12 protein-coding genes, 1 tRNA gene and 1 pseudogene are annotated in these 18080 nt (G+C 60.1%); 11 read left to right on the top strand and 3 right to left on the bottom strand.

Going from position 1 to position 18080, the window contains the following annotated elements:
- The first annotated feature begins 90 nt into the window (after positions 1–90).
- The 5 genes from dapA (at position 91) to ACODTO_RS21965 (ending at position 3780) form a co-directional block, all read left to right on the top strand.
- Positions 91–969, top strand: coding sequence for a 4-hydroxy-tetrahydrodipicolinate synthase (dapA, locus tag ACODTO_RS21985; protein WP_489107046.1), 879 nt, complete (start codon positions 91–93; stop codon positions 967–969).
- Positions 970–986: 17 nt separating this feature from the next.
- Entirely contained in the window at positions 987–2102 is a 1116-nt protein-coding gene (gene bamC, locus ACODTO_RS21980) for an NlpB/DapX family lipoprotein (RefSeq protein WP_139649663.1), read from the top strand.
- Between the two features lie 4 nt (positions 2103–2106).
- The gene (locus ACODTO_RS21975; RefSeq protein ID WP_139649661.1) at positions 2107–2865 is read left to right on the top strand and encodes an MBL fold metallo-hydrolase; all 759 of its coding nucleotides are present in this window, start codon (positions 2107–2109) and stop codon (positions 2863–2865) included.
- A 28-nt stretch (positions 2866–2893) separates the two neighbouring features.
- Entirely contained in the window at positions 2894–3607 is a 714-nt protein-coding gene (gene purC / locus ACODTO_RS21970) for a phosphoribosylaminoimidazolesuccinocarboxamide synthase (protein ID WP_016963914.1), read from the top strand.
- An 83-nt stretch (positions 3608–3690) separates the two neighbouring features.
- A tRNA-Ser gene (locus ACODTO_RS21965) sits at positions 3691–3780 on the top strand.
- Positions 3781–3892: 112 nt separating this feature from the next.
- On the opposite strand, the gene ACODTO_RS21960 is transcribed toward ACODTO_RS21965, so the two are convergent.
- The 3 genes from ACODTO_RS21960 to ACODTO_RS21950 are packed head-to-tail and all read right to left on the bottom strand — an operon-like array spanning position 3893 to position 8073.
- Positions 3893–4672, bottom strand: a complete 780-nt coding sequence (locus tag ACODTO_RS21960; protein WP_489107045.1) for a LysE family translocator — start codon at positions 4670–4672, stop codon at positions 3893–3895.
- On the bottom strand, positions 4672–7602 hold the full coding sequence (locus ACODTO_RS21955) for a DUF4132 domain-containing protein (RefSeq protein ID WP_489107044.1): 2931 nt from the start codon (positions 7600–7602) through the stop codon (positions 4672–4674). Before ACODTO_RS21955 ends, ACODTO_RS21960 begins: the two co-directional genes overlap by 1 nt.
- Positions 7603–7632: 30 nt before the next feature.
- Positions 7633–8073 carry a hypothetical protein gene (locus ACODTO_RS21950; protein WP_489107043.1) on the bottom strand — a complete coding sequence of 147 codons (441 nt, stop codon included), beginning with the start codon at positions 8071–8073 and terminating at the stop codon, positions 7633–7635.
- Between the two features lie 297 nt (positions 8074–8370).
- On the opposite strand from ACODTO_RS21950, the gene ACODTO_RS21945 reads away from it, so the two are divergent.
- The 6 genes and pseudogenes from ACODTO_RS21945 to ACODTO_RS21920 form a co-directional block, all read left to right on the top strand.
- On the top strand, positions 8371–10860 hold the full coding sequence (locus tag ACODTO_RS21945) for an RCC1 domain-containing protein (protein WP_489107042.1): 2490 nt from the start codon (positions 8371–8373) through the stop codon (positions 10858–10860).
- Between the two features lie 71 nt (positions 10861–10931).
- Positions 10932–11852, top strand: coding sequence for an immunoglobulin-like domain-containing protein (locus ACODTO_RS21940; protein WP_139649651.1), 921 nt, complete (start codon positions 10932–10934; stop codon positions 11850–11852).
- Between the two features lie 27 nt (positions 11853–11879).
- Positions 11880–13973, top strand: coding sequence for an RCC1 domain-containing protein (locus tag ACODTO_RS21935; protein ID WP_489107041.1), 2094 nt, complete (start codon positions 11880–11882; stop codon positions 13971–13973).
- A gap of 14 nt (positions 13974–13987) precedes the next feature.
- On the top strand, positions 13988–15631 hold the full coding sequence (locus ACODTO_RS21930) for a hypothetical protein (protein ID WP_489107040.1): 1644 nt from the start codon (positions 13988–13990) through the stop codon (positions 15629–15631).
- A gap of 17 nt (positions 15632–15648) precedes the next feature.
- Positions 15649–17274: a hypothetical protein gene (locus ACODTO_RS21925; RefSeq protein WP_489107039.1), complete on the top strand. Its 1626-nt coding sequence runs from the start codon at positions 15649–15651 to the stop codon at positions 17272–17274.
- Positions 17275–17359: 85 nt separating this feature from the next.
- Positions 17360–18080 (top strand): annotated as a pseudogene (locus tag ACODTO_RS21920) (hypothetical protein); the annotation flags it as partial.

Genomic DNA, 18080 nt, shown 5'->3' with positions numbered 1-18080 from the left:
AACCATCGCCAAGGGGAATGGGAGTTCGCTTGTACAAGCATCTTGGCGCCAGTACCATTACGGCTCTCTTTTTCCGGCAGGAGCGGTTTCATGATTGCGGGCAGTATGGTGGCACTGGTCACACCCATGGATGCACAAGGGCGTCTTGACTGGGCCAGCCTCAGCAAACTCGTGGACTTCCACCTTGAAAACGGCACCCATGCCATTGTCGCCGTCGGTACCACCGGCGAGTCTGCGACCCTCGATGTCAACGAGCACATCGAAGTCATCCGTGCCGTGGTCAAGCAGGTCAACGGTCGCATTCCGGTCATCGCCGGTACTGGCGCCAACTCGACCCGCGAAGCTGTCGAGCTGACCCGCAACGCCAAGGAAGCCGGTGCCGACGCCTGCCTGCTCGTCGTTCCGTACTACAACCGGCCTACCCAGGAAGGCCTGTACCAGCACTTCAAGCATATCGCCGAAGCGGTCGACATCCCGCAGATCCTCTATAACGTTCCCGGCCGCACCTCCTGCGACATGCAGGCCGAGACCGTGATCCGCCTGTCGACCGTCCCGAATATCATCGGCATCAAGGAAGCCACCGGCGACCTGAAGCGCGCCAAGGCCATCCTCGATGGTGTGAGCAAGGACTTCATCGTGCTGTCCGGTGACGATCCGACGGCGGTCGAGCTGATCCTGATGGGCGGCAAGGGCAACATTTCCGTCACCGCCAACGTCGCGCCGCGTGAAATGGCCGACCTGTGTGAAGCCGCGCTCAAGGGCGACGCAGAGACCGCACGGGCCATCAACGAAAAACTGATGCCGCTGCACAAGGACCTGTTCATCGAAGCCAACCCGATCCCGGTGAAGTGGGCGCTGGTGGAAATGGGCCTGATGCACGAAGGCATCCGCCTGCCGCTTACCTGGCTGAGCAACGCCTGTCACGAACCGCTGCGGCAGGCCATGCGCCAGTCCGGCGTCCTGGTTTAATTGAGGAAGTACACCGCATGAAGCGAATTGCCGGACTTTCCGCACTTGCCTTGATTATCTCCAGCACCAGTGGCTGTGGATGGATCTGGGGCCCGGAAGGTTACTTCCGCGATCGTGGTAGCGATTACCTGAACGCGCAACAGACTGCACCGATGCAACTGCCGCCGGATGTCCATGTCGCCAAGCGTCTGGATCCGCTGCTGCCGATCCCACGTAACGTGGCCGACGACACCACCAAGGGCGAATACGAGGTTCCTCGTCCGCAGCCGCTGTCGGCCATCGCCGATGCCAGCGACTACACCCTGCAGAAGAGTGGCGATTCACGTTGGGTCATGGCCCAGCACCCTCCGGCCGAAGTCTGGCCAGTGGCGATCCAGTTCTTCCAGGACAACGGTTTCCGCATCGATGAACAGCGTCCGCAGACCGGCGAGTTCACCACCACCTGGCAACACGCCGATGAACTGTCCGCCGCCATGGGCAAGCGTCTGAGTGCCGCCGGTGTCGCCAGCGACAGTGAATCCCGCGTGCGGGTGCGTATCGAGCCGGGCGTGCAGCGCAATACCAGTGAAATCTATGTGGTCAGTGCCGAACGTCCTGCCGGCAGCACCGCCGACGTGGCGTTCACCAACCGTTCGGTCAATACCGGCCTCGACGCTGCGCTGGTGGACGACATGCTTGCCAGCATGAGCCGTTCCGCAGAGCAGGGCGGTTCGGTTTCGATGCTGGCTTCCCGGGATTTCGACACGCCGAGCCGTGTCAGCCTGACCGAAGACGGCAGCGGCAACCCGGTGCTCAACGTCGGCTCCGACCTGGACCGTGCGTGGTCGAGCGTTGGCCGTGCGCTGGAGCAGGGCGAATGGCGGGTTGAAGATATCAACCGCAGCCTGGGCCTGTACTACATCAACCTCGCCGAAAAAGCCGAGAAGAAAGACGAGAAGCCCGGCTTCTTCAGTGGTCTGTTCGGCGGCAAGCCGAACAAGGAAGAAATCGAGGCCCGTGCCGAGCGCTATCAGGTTCGTCTGAGCAAAGTGGGCGACAACGTCCAGGTGACCGTCGAGAAAAATATCAACACCGTGGCGCCGGCCGAAGTGGCCCGCAAGGTGCTGGGTGTGATTCAGGACAACCTGGGCTGATCCGATGCGTTTTGCCGTTCTCGGCAGCGGTAGCCAAGGGAACGGCACGCTGGTAGCCAGCGCCGGTACGTATGTGCTGGTCGACTGTGGTTTCTCCTTGCGGGAAACCGAGAAACGCCTGCTGCGCCTGGGTGTGCATCCGGCGCAACTGAGCGCGATACTCGTGACCCACGAACATGCCGACCACGTGCATGGCGTGGGTTTGCTGTCCCGGCGCTACAATCTGCCGGTCTACCTCAGTCGTGGAACGTCGGAGGGCCTGCGCAAGCCCATCGAGCCAGCCGGTTTCGTGGCCGGTGGCGAGCAACTGCGCATCGGCGCCCTGGACATCGATGTGGTCAGCGTGGCCCACGATGCCCGAGAGCCGACGCAGTATGTGTTCAGCGACGGCGAGCGGCGTTTCGGCTTGTTGACTGACCTGGGGTCGTATTGCGACAGGGTCATGGACAGTTATCGGGATCTCGATGCCTTGATGATCGAATCCAACCACTGTCGCGACATGTTGGCTCGTGGTTATTACCCGTACTTTCTCAAGCAACGGGTAGGCGGGGAACGCGGACATTTGAACAACCACCAGGCGGCGTACCTGGTGGCCGAGTTGGGCTGGCAGGGCTTGCAACACCTGGTCCTGGCCCATCTGAGCAGCAAGAACAACCTGCCGCAGCTGGCCCGGCAATGTTTTGTCGACACCCTTGGGTGCGACCCGGACTGGCTGCAACTGGCCGATCAAGATTCAGGGCTCGACTGGCGACATATCGCCTAGCCCATCTACTTAGCAAGCGGAGCCCATCATGGAAAAACGTGAAGAACTCTACCGCGGCAAAGCCAAATCGGTTTACAAGACCGACGACGCTGACCGCTTGATCCTGCTGTTTCGCAACGACACCTCGGCGTTCGACGGCAAGCGCATCGAACAGCTGGACCGCAAGGGCATGGTGAACAACAAGTTCAACGCCTTCATCATGCAGAAACTCGAAGCCGCCGGCGTGCCGACCCAGTTCGACAAGCTGCTGGGCGACAACGAATGCCTGGTCAAGAAACTGGACATGATCCCGGTGGAATGCGTCGTGCGTAACTACGCCGCCGGCAGCCTGGTCAAGCGCCTGGGTGTGGAAGAGGGCATGAAGCTCAATCCTTACACCTTCGAGCTGTTCCTGAAGGACGACGCCAAGGGCGACCCGTTCATCAACGAATCCCACGTCGTGGCATTCGGCTGGGGCACCGCCGAGCAACTGGCGCGCATGAAGGAGCTGTCCCTCAAGGTCAACGAAGTGCTGAGCAAGCTGTTCGACGACGCCGGCCTGCTGCTGGTGGACTTCAAGCTTGAGTTCGGCGTGTTCAGCGATGGCTCCATTGTCCTGGGCGACGAATTCAGCCCGGACGGCTGCCGTCTCTGGGACAAGGCCACCAAGAAGAAGATGGACAAGGACCGCTTCCGCCAGGGCCTCGGTGACGTCATCGAAGCCTACGAAGAAGTCGCCCAACGCCTGGGTGTGCCGCTGTAATCGACGCAAGCATCTGATAGCACGGAAAAAAATTCGCTCGGGGGTTCGCTTCCGGCGAATGTGCTGGTATGATGCGCGCCACTGGAGAGATGCCGGAGTGGCCGAACGGGACGGATTCGAAATCCGTTGTACTGGCGACAGTACCTAGGGTTCAAATCCCTATCTCTCCGCCATTATTGAATACGACTAAGCCCCTGAAATGGTTGAACATTTCAGGGGCTTTTTCGTTTCTGACGTTTGGTCCAGGGCAAATCCAGGGCTTCTGGCTGCACGCTCATCCGGCGATTACCGCGAGATGGCCATCCACCCGGCGCATCCAGTCATGACACCGGCAGAGGTACGATTCAGGCGTTTCATGGCCTTAGGTGATTGAACTGCGCGTTTGATACGAGAGGCCATGAGGAGATAAGCCATCTGGACAGTGAGATCAATGCCAATGCCTAGGGCGGTGATGAATACAACCTCTGACGTGGAAAGCGCAGTGAGATCGAAGGCGTGGGGCAGGACTGCGCCGAAAAAAACCACTGCTTTTGGATTTCTCAGTGTCAAAAGAGCACCGGATAGCAAACCTCGGCCTGCTGATCGCGGGGCAGGAGCTTGAGGTTGATGGATATTTTTCGACCATAGGTTCCATGCGATAAATAGAATGAACGCAACGCCAAGCCACTTGATTGCGACGAAAACCTGCTCGAACTGGAGCGCCAATGCAGCAAGGCCAAGAGTCGCGACAAGCAGCCAGACGGCGTTACCCAAGACCATGCCTATGATGAACGGCAGGGTCGATTTGGCGCCCCGAGACACCACTTGACCGAGCAGTGCGCCTTGAGCAGGCCCAGGAATAGCCGCAGCGATAGCAAACGGAACCACAAAAAACCAGATTGAAGACTGAGCCAGCACGGCGAAACTCCAGATGTTTTGGCGAAAAGCCAGATCGTTGCACCAGGGCGTAAAACCGGCAAGTGAATATAGGCTCTGCTTTGTGGAATCGCTGCCAGGCAGTGGCTGAAGGTACTTCTCAATAAGGGCGACAATGCCGGGGTAAGTTGGCAGAACAAACCCCGCCATCAGCTCCCCCGCTGTATCTGCTCCAATATCTGGCTGTCAGTGATGTTCATGTCGTCTTGCAGCAAAAACATCTTGCTCAGCACTTCGGTCATTTTCCGGTCGGTGTCGGCGAACGGCAGGTAGAGCTCGGGAGCGCTGCCGCCGGCAGGGACGATGCACAGGTAGTTACCGGGTTCGATATGGATGGCTGCGCTGCCCAGATGAATGCGGTAGTTCGCGCGCTGGCCGGTAATGTGCAGGAAATGACCCTCACATTTGACGTTTTGCAGTCCCAGCCCCTGAATCAGTTCGCCGATCAGTTCGGCGCGTCGCTGCAGGGTTTCGTGACTGGTGCTGTAGCCGTCCGCGGCGTGGGCCACGGAAACCAGCAGGTCGGCATCACGCATGACTTCCGAAAACAGCAGGGGCGGTACCTGTTCAAGCGGCAGCGCTTTCTGGTCGCGATAGAACGCAATCGTGTCGAAAGTGAAGTGTTCCGTTTCTGACAGGTAGTGACCGGTATCCAGAAAGTTGAACGTGGCGTAGATGCCGTGTTCCTTGCTCTCGTAATAGATATCGTCGACGCTTGAGGTCGACCAGTTGCGGACCTGCAGCAACCGCGCGGCTACTTTGCCTCTCAGGCGGTGGCCGACAAATCGATTGGACCACAAGCGCGTACTGCGCTCGGCGGGGGTCAGCAGATACAGCTCGCGAAAGGCCTGCTTGAACGGCTGTACGCGGCGACGGCTGACGACTTCTTTCTGCCAGGCCGACAGTTGTCCTGCGGTGAACAGATGAAAAGGGTGAGCAATGCGCAGGTTCTGTTCAATGGCGTATTGACGGCCCTCAAGGTCGGTCACCGTCAGTGTTGCGCTGTCGAGCCAGCCCAGCACCGCGTCATCGGCTTGCACGATCAGCTGTTCCAGCAGCAGGCGAACGGCGGGCATCCTCAGCAGGGTTTTCAGGACATCCAGGGTCAGGGTTTCGCCGCTGCTCATCATCGTTTCCAGGGTGCGGCAGAAGCGTGCGATCTGTTCCTGGAGTTGGGTCTGCTGGGCTTTGAGGGCGACGAAGTCAGCGTTTTTGCGAATCGCCGGCGGTGCGCTCTTGAGCGTCTTTCCGGCTTTGCAGATGCGCAACGTGGGCGACAAGCCGTCGATCACCAGCGTGACGTCATAGCCCTCGACGGTGGTGGCTGTCAGGGCGGATTCGGCGATCTCCGATTCCATGGCCCATTCCAGGCGAATCGCCGAGGGATAACCGGCCACACGCGCCAGGTTTTCCAGCCCCGCCTGAATCGCCGCGTGGGAGTTTGCCTGTCGTTGGGGGCCGTATTTACGCACCTCCTTGTGCAATTTCTTGAGCGTCAGGTAGCGCTGGCGTACGTCGTCCGAATGCGTGACAGGGAATACCCCATAGATGCGCATAGCCGGCTGAGCGTGGCGGGTCAACTTCTTTTCCAGTGCGGGTCGTCCGATACCTTGATAGGCGTCGAGCAGCACGCGGGTTTCGGGAAACGCCCAGTGCGAGGGGGCGAGTACGGCAAGGTATTCGCGCAAGTGCTCCGGGTCGGCTTCCGTCAGCGCCTTGTCCAGCAGGTAGCGGTCCACCACACCCACGGTTGCATCCAACGTATTGGGCAGGTCGCTGCCCCAGCCGGACTGAGGTGCGAGGGCGATGTTCAGGTATTCACGCTGGAAGGCTTGCAGATCACCCCAGCCGAGCGCGTCGAGTACCACTCGGCTGGCGTGCCCGGCGTAGGGCAGGGCGGTCAGCAGGGTATTTCTTGAAAAACCGGCCAGCGACGCGAGCAGCTCTGCCGATTGCTCTCTGGGCAATGCCTGGAGCGACAGGAAACGTTCGAGCACCGCGGCCGTATTGCCGAAGCTGTCATGAAAGGTGTCAGGTGTCATGCCCAGCCGTTCGATGACCGCCAGGGCCAGCAGCACCCAGCGGGTCTGATAGACCTCCACCGAACGGAAGGTGTCGGCCAGCTTCTCGGCATTATCGGGTAATCCGGCCAGGGCGTCCTCGACATAACGAACGGTGAAATTCGCCAGTTCGGGTGGCACGTCGGCCGACCCTTCAATCAGGGGATGTTCACTTAGAGGTTGTTCCGCCTTGAATCCCTCGTCCTCAGGGGCCCCGTCATCTGGCGCGTCCTCGTCGAACGTTTCACCAGCGTACCGATTCAGTTCCATGTCATCGCTGTCGAGCCCCGTGTCGTCTGTATAGAACATCATGGCGCGCCCCCAGGTGTTGGCTGCCCGGACGAAGCGAGGGTAATCGAACTGGCCAGCCTCCATCAGGCCCAAAGCAATGCGCTCGATGTCCTTGTGCACGTAGGTATACGCGTCGGCGACTCTCCTTTGCTCTTCATCAGGCGGGGAAGGTGGCTGCACACGGTTCCAGCTGCCGTCCAGCAACCATTCGGCGAACGTCTGCCAGGCCGGAGTGGGCGGGTAGTTGCTCAGGCGGTTGATGCAGTCCGACACATCGGGAAAGGCCCAGGCGTGTTCCGGACGTCTTCGGTAATAGGCAGGATCGTCGTCACCGGTGGGCAGTGGATAGTCGCTGTCCTCGAAAGCGAATTGCAGCATGTGTTGCAGCCGTGCACCGATCTGCTCCAGTGCGTAAGCATCGGGGTAAGCAGTGATCCACGCATCGCAGATGCGATATTGCAGGCCGTAGCGCTGTTGGTCGCGGCGGTCTTTCAAGTCATCCCAGACGGTCGGGAACACAAAACCGTCGGCCAGTGCCCTGGCGCCTTCCTCTGGCTGCTGTCTGACCCAGTCGTTGGCAATGCGCAGGAAGTCGATGCCATCCCAGAAATCGAGCTCGCATTCGTCATGGCGATTGAGTTCGGGATAGGTATCCAATGCGCTGTCACAGAAGGCTCCCAGTGCAGCGAGGCGTATGGCTTGGTCGGGCACAGGACGACGTGATTGCATGAGGGGTTCCGAAGAAATGAACGACAGGAATCAACCGCCAATCAGCGGCATCAGACGGATAAACGCAATCGTGGAAGGGGGGCTCACATCGATGAGGTCATCCAGGTTCTGCAGCATGACGCCATTGTGCAGGACGCGGAATGCGAGGCTTTCAAAGCCCTTCAAGGCGCGCTCGATCTCGACGTCGAGGTCCAGTTGGGGGGATGCCTTGGCTTGCGGCATGACGATTGCGCCTTCACCGGCTTGCCGGCGGATGTCCCGCTCGCTCAGGTACTGGCGATCAAGCACCTCGCGCACGGCCGCCTGTTCCAGCCAGTGCTGGACCGACAGCGCGGCGATCTGTTCGGCAACGGTGAGGCGAATGAGCTCGGCGACCGTCAGGGTCGACGAGGTCGGTGTCAGGGTGACGGGGGGAAGCAGAGGCTCCTGACGTGCGCCTTTCAGGCAATAGCTATGAACCACCAATTCCATGAGGTACCTCTCGCAAGCCAGGCCAGCCGGGCAGCAGCTTAGCATCTTGCGGTCAGTGTGCCTAAAGTTGGAGTGGGTCCGTGGTGAGGGAGCGAACCCTAGCGTGGATCAACGTTATCCAGCGCCCGATTCGCCAACGATTTGCTCAACTCGATGACAGCCATGAGCCATTCAACCGACCATTTGTCCTGAATATCCCCACACCTGTTAGTTCTGACAGTAGCCAGTCTCCCCGGTCTGGAGTGTGATAACGGCGTCCCGAGAGGATAACGGCCTGCCACTCACCAGGAGATCATGATGGATATCCAATCCAGCACATTGAACGATTTGTTCGAACTATACCCTGTGATCGTTCCGGGTTGGGTGTCTCCAATCAAACCGCCCGATCTCGCTCATGGCGGCATTCCGAAAAGTCTCTACGACGACCAACCCCGGGGCCTTGAGTGCCTGATCGATCCGTGGAACGAGCTTCAGCGTCGTGGCTGGACAATGGCGGAAGGCGATCGTGTCGACTTGTATGTCAATGCCGGTCCCACTCCGGTGGCAGGCGGCACCGTCAATCCGGGAGAGGAACAACTGCGCATGCGTTTGTATGTGCCCCAGGGACGGTTGCTCAATGGCGTCAACCGGTTGTACTACAGAGCGACCCGCCCGAGTGGGGATACCGACCTTTCCAGGGATTTGAACGTGCTTTATCACCTGCGGGCTCCCGGTGAGCCGGCGCCCGATGGACTGGACCTGGTGATTCCTCCCGACGTCGTCAGCAATGGCGTCGACGCCGAGCGAGCGGCCCAAGGGGTGGCATTCGGTTTCAACTACAGCAACCGCCGTGACTACGACCGTATTCGTTTCCTGCTGGGCAATGCCACCGTTGAGTGGGAGATTGCCGACGCCTCGATACCGGAAGTGAACACTCTGTTCACCGACACCTTCCAACAGGCGGGCGACAATCCCAACACGCTGGTAGAGTTCCTGGTGTTCGATCAATTGGGTAACTTCAGCCGGTCGTCGGTCAAGCGCCTGGACATTCATCTCGGCCTACCCGATCAGGACCTGCCAGCTCCCCTCGTGGAGGGGGTGGCTGAAGGTGGTACGTTGGATCCTTCGCTGATTACGCAAGTCTGGACCCGTGTCCCGGGGAATGCGTTGCTGGTCGGCGATGGGATCGTGGTGACCTGGACGGATAAAAACGGTGTGGTCGCCCGCTATGATTCTGTAGAAAAACCCTACACAGCGAATGACCTGCCTAATAATTACCTGCGCTTCTTGATTCCATCGACTGACGTCCAGCGATTTATCAACACGGACGTGACCGTCACCTATACCCGCAATCGCAATGGAACCCTCACCGGGCCATCCCAGCCGTTCAATATGCATGTTGGCGTACCGGTGGTTCTGGAGCCCTTCAAGATCATGGGTGCCCGTTTCAACCGCACAACCTACCGGGCTTCAGGATGCTCCAGGTTGTTAAGTGCTTTGCATGCCAACACGCAGCAGCCGCTGGCGGTTGAATGGAAGTATGCGGATGAGCCCACCTGGAGCGCGCCGGCTACCACTTGGCGCGACATCCAGCCGTCCAAGGTGTTGCAGGTCCGTTCGAGCAGTCAGGAAGCGATGCTGAACCCGGCGAATATCTTCGGCAATGGGGTCGATACCTTGACCGAGGGCGGCGCGGCTTTTGCTGCCCTGCTCGATCGGGGCGATGTGGTGAGTTGGGGAAACCCGGCGTTTGGTGGCGCGGCTCCGCTTTTGAACAATATCGTCGATGTGAGCTGTACCCAGAGCGCCTATGCGGCCGTTGACCGCTCGGGCACGGTGCGGGTCTGGGGCGATCCGACCGCAGGTGGTCGGATGGGAAGCGTATCGGCTGCAGGCTTTGCCGAGATCGTCGGCAATGGCAACGCCTTCGGCGGTCGCAAGACCAACGGCAGCGTCGTGGCCTGGGGGGCGAACCGGGACAACGATCTGGTGCCGGCACCGATCAATAGCTACCTCGATATCTCTAATGTCTATGCCACTTCCCAGGCTTTCGCGGTCCGTCGTCTGAACAATCCGGTCGCGGCCTGGGGGATTGCCGGTTACGGTGAAACGGCTCCTCCAGGGCTTAATGACGTGGTGGACATCATAGGCTCTTTCGCGGCCTTCGCAGCCCTGCGTACCGGCGGCAGAGTGGAGGCCTGGGGCAATCCCGCCTACGGCGGTAGCTTACCTGGCGGGCTGTCCGGAGTCGCCCAGCTTGCTTGCGCCAATGCCCAGGCGTTCTGTGTTCTGAATACCAACCAGCAGGTGGTGAGCTGGGGCTCGGTGGAATATGGCGGAGGCGGCGCGCCGCAGCCCAATAGCGGTGTTGTCGAAGTGGTCAGCACATGGCGGGCGTTTGCCGCGCGTCGTGGTGATGGTTCCGTAGACGCATGGGGACGACCCAACGAGGGGGGCGTCGCTCCGGCGGGGTTGACGGGGGTCGTACAGATCGCCGGCAGTTCCGAGGCGTTTGCGGCGTTGCGCAGTGACGGCACCGTCGTTGCCTGGGGTAATCCGGTGGTGGGTGGAACGATTCCCGGCGCCACGTCCCAACGACTGGTCAATGTTCAGGCCCTTTATGCCAATTCCCATGGCTTTGTCGCGTTGACGGCCAGTGGCGATGTGGTTGCCTGGGGACATGCGACTGGCGGTGGCAACAACGATTCGGTGTACGGACAGTTGCGGGGCAACGTGTCCTACTATCGCTCGCCACCGGCACCGAGGGTGCTGGCGGCGCAGGCCGAGCATGCGTCTGTAGGTTCGTAAACCGAATATTCCGTGCTTATCCGAGCAGGCGTCTCTGGGCGCCTGGCTTCCTGTCTTTGCGAGGTGTCACCATGTCCGATACCCCTGGCCAGCGTGTGGTAAACCTACCGCCTCCCTCCGTGGATGAAGCGCCCGACGGCGTCCTGGATCCTGTCGATATCCCACCGGACGGGGCTCGTGTCCGGATCAGGCGTGATGCCGCCGACGTCAACTGGCAGAGAGTGTTCGTGTTTGTCGGGCCCGACTATGAGAACGAGCTGCCGGTCGGAACGAACATCAAGGACGTGGTGTTCTACGTCGACGCTGAATATTTCGTTGCCGACGCCGAGGGGGTCGTGCCCATCCGTTATGAGGTGTTGATGCTCGATGGCAGCACGCAGCCCTCGGATGAGTTGCCGCTGCAAATCGCGGTGGGGTTCGGGGACGCGGCGGAACTCGATCTCAGCGAGCATCACTATGTCGCCGTCGCCGACAAAGCCCCATTGACGGTACCGGCCTATGCCCGGATGACACGGGAAGCAACCTGGGGCAGCCCGCCTTATCGCTATGCCAGCAGCGACGACTATGTGGCCGATGTCGATCCCCAGACAGGTGAAGTGACCGCCAGGGGCAATGGCCAATGCACGATCACGGCCACCGACAGCCTGAATCAACCGCGTGCCTATTCGCTGACGATCTCGGGTATCCGGCAACTGTATTACTTGAGTTCTGGTGCTGACTGGCAGGGGATGGTCCGGGTCTGCGCCAGCGCCAGCCTGGACCCGGTCACCCTGGTGGACATCAAGCGACTTTGGTCCTTGTATTCCGCCGGTAACGGCCCCGTGGCGCAGTACCTGGGCTGGCTGAATTATCCATTCTGGACCGGCGACACATTGGGCGCCGGTACTGCCTGGGCCTATGACCTGAATGGCGGGGATGTCAACGCCAATGCCACGGCATTGACCACCGATACCTTCCTGCCCGTTCTGGGCGCTTCGCGCGGTACGTCTTGAAGACTCGCCTCAGAGGAGTTTTTTGCCATGAACGATATCCATGCCGACGCCAGGCAAGGCGCTTTGCTGCCGCCCCCCTCTATGATGGGGATGGAGCAGAACGCTGTGCTCGATCCCGAGTCGGTTCCGCAGGGCGCCCAGGTGACTGTACCCCGGGATGGCCTGATCGAAGGCGACATTGTGTGGCTTACCTGGGCAGATACGGCGGGGGGGGTGACGGCATACACCGATGAGAAGCCTTATTCGCGTAACGATATAGGCAAACCTTTGTTTTTCATCGTGCCCCAGGCGCAGGTCCGGCGGTTTCTGGAACTGGCCGTGACCCTGACTTACGAAGTGGAACACCTCGCCGGAGGCGATAATGAGCACTCCGAAGACTTCGGCTTGCGAATCACCAAACTGCCGTTGCCGATGCCCATCATCGTTCAGGCCAAGGGCGATCAGTTGAATCCGGAGGATCTGTCCAGCGGTGCGACGCTGCGGATCGCTCCCGAAGCCTGGTTGAAATCCGCTGATGTGGTTCAGGTAACCCTGGCGGGAGCGGCGGGCACGGGCAGCACTGTATTAACGCATTCAGTGTTGCCGAGCGAGGCGGGAGGCGCACTGTACATCGATATTCCCTACACGGTGATCAGTGCCAACGAAGGCCGCTCCATCGTGCTGACCTATACCGTCAACGGAGGCGAGCCGGGCCCCGAGGCCCGGTACGAGGTCAAGCGCGATATCGGCTCCGGTGAGATACGGGTCATGGGGGCACGTTATAACCGTGGCCTGTATCGATGTTCGGGATGTTCGCGGCGGTTGAGTGCGTTCCAGACGTCGACCGGACGGCCCGTCCTGGTGCAGTGGCAATACGAGGGCGACGATGGTTGGGTGGCCGGCACGACTTTTCAGGACCGCGACTCTTCCAGGCCCTTGCATGTACGTTCCACCGATTATCAGGTCACTTTGAACCCGGGAAATATCTTCGGTAGTGGCCTCGATGGCGTGCTCACCGGCGATGCGGCCTTTATTGCCCGTCGGGACATTGGCGATCTGGTGGGCTGGGGCAATGACGCCGAGGGTGCGAAGATCCCGGCGACCATTATCAGCATGGATGATATCGCCGAGGTGAGTGCCACGATGGGCGCTTACGCCGCGCGCCGTGTCAATGGCAATGTAGTGACCTGGGGGATGACGACCCATGGGGCGACTATGGGCGGTGTGCCGAGAACCGGATTCACCCAGGTAGTGGGTAATGGCGCAGCCTTTGCCGGCATAAGGGACGGCGGGCAGTTGGCGGCCTGGGGCGATGCGGCCAGCGGTGGTCTGCTGCCAGAGCCTGTCGAGGAATGCAGCGATATCGTCAAGGTGTGTGGCGGCTCGTTGGCTTTTGCGGCCCTGCGCAGCACGGGGCAAGTGCTGGCCTGGGGAGCCGTGGCCAATGGCGGCGAGCTGGGCGAAGACATCGGGCAACTGGACGACGTCGAAGAGGTGATCGGAAATTATGCGGCGTTCGCTGCCTTGCGTGGCAATCATCGGCTGGTTGCCTGGGGTGGCGCTGAGCAAGGCGGAACGCTACCGCAAGAAATTGCCTATCGCGATGATGTCATTGAACTCAGTTGCGCCACTGCACAAGCCTTCGTCGCTCGGTGTGCCAGCGGACATGTCATCGCCTGGGGGGCCGCGACACACGGTGGCGTGCTGCCGGAGCTGATTCAGGATCTGGACGATATCATCGAAGTGACCTCCAATTGGCAGTCTTTTGTCGCACGTCGGAAAAATGGTCATGTGGTGGCCTGGGGAACCGTGGAGACCGGAGGAGAGGTCAGCGATGAGATTGCCCGGATGAATGACATCGTCCAGGTCACAGGATCCTCCAAAGCTTTCGCCGCTCTGCGTAACGATGGCAGCGTCGTGGCTTGGGGGGACGTCACCGTCGGTGGGGATGTGGGACCGGTGGCCGGAGTGCTGGTCAATGTCCGGGCAATCTATGGCAACTCCCATGGGTTTACTGCCTTGACCGCCGATGGCCGAATGGTGACGTGGGGGCATGCCGCGGGTGGCGGTGACAGTGAAGCCGTTCAGTCCTTGCTCCAGGGTCGGGTTTCCTACTATCGGTCCAGGTCGGAATCCGTGTGACAGGAGGCCCGATCATGAACGCTTGCTTGCGCTTTGGAATAGTCCGTCGGGTGGTCAAGCCCCTGCTGTTGTTATTGCTACTGCAGTGCTCGATGGTCCAGGCCGTAACCGGGCCGGAAGTCGCTCAGTTGCTCAATACCCGCTATAGCAGCACCCCGCAGGCGTGCCCCGGCAACCATGCGGCCTATTTCTGCAGCGGAGTGCTGGTCAGTGGCCTGATGGGTGGATTGCCGATCAGGTTCTGGGAGCATACCGACAACGCCATTGCCCTGGGTGCCCGCAGTTTTTCCTACCTGCGCCGCGACCAGGGCATCCGCAGCCTGACGCAGGACGGCGGCATGGTGTTCAGCGATCCGTTCACGGCCATCAGCCAGGGAAAATCGCTGGATGTGTTGTGTGCCTATCCGCTGGTGACTTCGATTCACGGCAATTATGGATGTGGAACTGGAGGCTCTCTGGACGACCCCGGTTCTTGCGCGGCGTTGGGCGTGAGCGATGCGGCGGGCTGGTTGACGCACTTCCAGCAGCAAGGCCAGCAACCGGCTTTGCAATGCTCGTTGAGCAGCCGGATCGCGACGCAGTTTCGTGCCAGCCTGTTGGCCCATGAGCAATTGGGCGGCAGTTGGGTGACCCAGCCCAATCAGGTGCAGATCCGCAACTGGGATGCCCAGGCTCCGGCACAGGTACCTGTGCAGGCGTTGTTCTACGACACGACCCGGCCTGGTGGATTGCGCGTGGCCCAGCATAACCAGCGCGACTATCACGCGGCTACAGGCCAATGGCTGCCGATTCTGCGACTGGACCTGGCGGGCGTCGATGGCGCCGTGTTCGGCTTCAATTTGCAGGATCAGTTGTACCTCGGTTATGAAGTCGCCCGGCGACTCAGCGCCCGTTACTTCGATACGGCGATCACGTGTGCGGATGGCCGGCCCTCATTCTATTGCAATGGCGTCCTATTGAGAGGAACCGATGCCACCGCGCTTTATCACTCATGGAACCCCAGCCATTACTCCATCGCCAACGGTGGTGTTTCCACCACGTTCTTACGCGCGGATTCCCGGGTGCCACGGCCTGTCTGGCCCCAAGGTTTTCTCTTCAAGGAAGTCGCCGCTCCGGCGATCCATCCTACGACCTTGCGTTGTGGTTATCCGTACGATGGCCACACAGGGCTGATGCCTGATCCCTGCGCGGGTTATGGCCGCTGTGCCGACTTGGGGGTCAACAGCCTAGAAACCTGGATGCAGCTATATCAAACGCGACCCTACGAATCCTGCAGTTTTGCCCCCACGGCCGATGACCTTCAATTGCTGATGGAGGTGCGCAAGACAGCCACGATGCCACCTTACGATTGGAACGAATTCATCTTGTTGACCTGGCCGCAGGATATTCCCGAGCAGTTACCGATCGATGCGGTTTTTTACAGCCACGAGGCCTATTACCCCAATGATAGTTTGGCCGGTGCGCGGTATCTCCAGGATGACTATTTCAAGATGACGGGGCGCTTCTGGCCCATTGTGCAATTGGACCTGAGGGCAACGGATGACCTGGTATTCAGTTTTACACCGGATGACCAGTGCCTGGCTGACAGTTGTCCACCTCCCCCACAAGCTGCGGGAGTCCAGAGTATGGAGTCCTGGTTTCGCGAGCACGGACAATGACTACACGGACGGCCGCGATGCAAACGCCTTCATTCTGGCCTGGCAAGATCCTGACTCTGATAGCGTTCCTGTTTGTATTGACGGCCCAGGCCGTCACGGGACCGGAAGTCGCTCAACTGCTCAATACCCGCTATAGCAGCACCCCGCAGGCGTGCCCCGGCAACCAGGCCGCGTATTTCTGTAGCGGCGTGCTGGTCAGTGGCCTGATGAGTGGATTGCCGATCCGGTTCTGGGAACATACAGACAGCGCCATCGCCCTGGGCGCCCGCAGTTTCTCCTATCTTCGCAGCGACCAGGGCATCCGTAGCCTGACCCAGGACAGCGGCATGGTCTTCAGTGATCCGTTCACGGCCATCAGCCAGGGCAAATCGGTGGACGTGCTCTGCGCCTATCCGCTGGTGGCGTCGATTCAAGGCAATTATGGATGCGGAACCGGAGGTACGGCGGATGATCCGGGGTCCTGCGCGGCATTGGGCGTGAGTGATGCGGCGGGCTGGTTGACGCACTTCCAGCAGCAAGGCCAGCAACCGGCTTTGCAATGCTCGCTGAGCAGCCGGATCGCGGCGCAGTTTCGTGCCAGCCTGTTGGCCCATGAGCAATTGGGCGGCAGTTGGGTGACCCAGCCCAACCAATTGCAGATCCGTAACTGGAACGCCGAGGTGCCGGGGCAGGTGCCCGTGCAAGCATTGTTCTACGACACATCCCGGTCCGGCGGACTGCGGGTGGCCCAACGCAACCAGCGCGACTATCACGCGGCTACGGGTCAATGGCTGCCGATTCTGCGATTGGATCTGGCGGGCGCCGAGGGGGCCGTGTTCGGTTTCAATTTGCAGGATCAGTTGTATGTCGGTTACGAAGTGGCCCAGCGGTTGAATGCCCGTTATTTCGATACGGCAACTGTCTGTCCGGGGAATAGAGCTTCGTTTTATTGCAATGGAGTGGTATTGAGAGGGACTGATGCAACCGAGGCCTACCGATCCTGGAATCCCAGTCCCATCTCCCAGGGCAACAATGGGGTATCCACCACCTTTATCAGGGTCGATTCACAAGTCCTGAAACCGGTCTGGCGTCAGGGATTTATCTTCAAGGAATGGTCGGCCCCCGCCGCTTATCCATTGACCATGGGCTGCGCTTACCCTGTCGATGCCGGAACCTCCAACCTGGCGGAGGCGTGTTCATCCCATGGCGTCTGTCTGCAAATGGGTATCGACAATGTAGATATCTGGATGGCCCGTTATGCCGGCAATCCCTACGTATCCTGCAGTTTTTCAACGACCCCGGAGCAGATCCAGCTGACGCTCGACATTCGTGTACGTCTGGGAGACTGGGATTGGAACGAATTCATGGTCAGGACCTGGCCGCAAGACATTCCCGAGCAATTACCGATCGATGCCGTGTTCTATGGCGAGGCGCTTTTTCCTGGCGACGGTCCCGTGGGTTCTCGTTACCTGCAGGATGATTATTTCAAGGCAACGGGGCGATTCTTACCCATCGTCGAATTGCGCCTGGACGCACCGGATGGCCAGGTATTCAGGTTCACTCCCGAAGATCAATGCCTGGAGAGCAGTTGCCCGGCACCTCGGGTAGCGGTCATGGGTAGACAGCGCTTTGGTCCGAAACTGGAACGGTATCTAGACCCATAACAACGTCGCTTCATTCAGTCGCGATCCCACCTGTCCCTGTTCAGGGCTTTGCATGACTTGATGAATCCCGTGCCAAGGAGGTTTCATGAAACGGCGTCTTCTGTTTGGCAAGTTCCTGTATCTGGTCTTGATCCTGTTGGGAGTAACGGCCCACGCAGCAACCGGACCGGAAGTCGCTCAGTTGCTCAATACCCGCTATAGCAACACCCCTCAGGCGTGCCCCGGCAACCAGGCCGCGTATTTCTGTAGCGGCGTGCTGGTCAGTGGCCTGATGAGTGGATTGCCGATCCGGTTCTGGGAACATACAGACAGCGCCATCGCCCTGGGCGCCCGCAGTTTCTCCTATCTTCGCAGCGACCAGGGCATCCATAGCCTGACCCAGGACAGCGGCATGGTCTTCAGTGATCCGTTCACGGCCATCAGCCAGGGCAAATCGGTGGACGTGCTCTGCGCCTATCCGCTGGTGGCGTCGATTCAAGGCAATTATGGATGTGGAACCGGAGGTACGGCGGATGATCCGGGGTCCTGCGCGGCATTGGGCGTGAGTGATGCGGCGGGCTGGTTGACGCACTTCCAGCAGCAAGGCCAGCAACCGGCTTTGCAATGCTCGCTGAGCAGCCGGATCGCGGCGCAGTTTCGTGCCAGCCTGTTGGCCCATGAGCAATTGGGCGGCAGTTGGGTGACCCAGCCCAACCAGTTGCAGATCCGTAACTGGAACGCCGGGGTGCCGGGGCAGGTACCCGTGCAAGCGTTGTTCTACGACACATCCCGGTCCGGCGGACTGCGGGTGGCCCAACGCAACCAGC

It is taken from the genome of Pseudomonas sp. FG13 (genome assembly GCF_057809755.1).
Note: the sequence above shows the minus strand (reverse complement) of the source record. Positions and strands in the feature narration are given on the sequence as shown.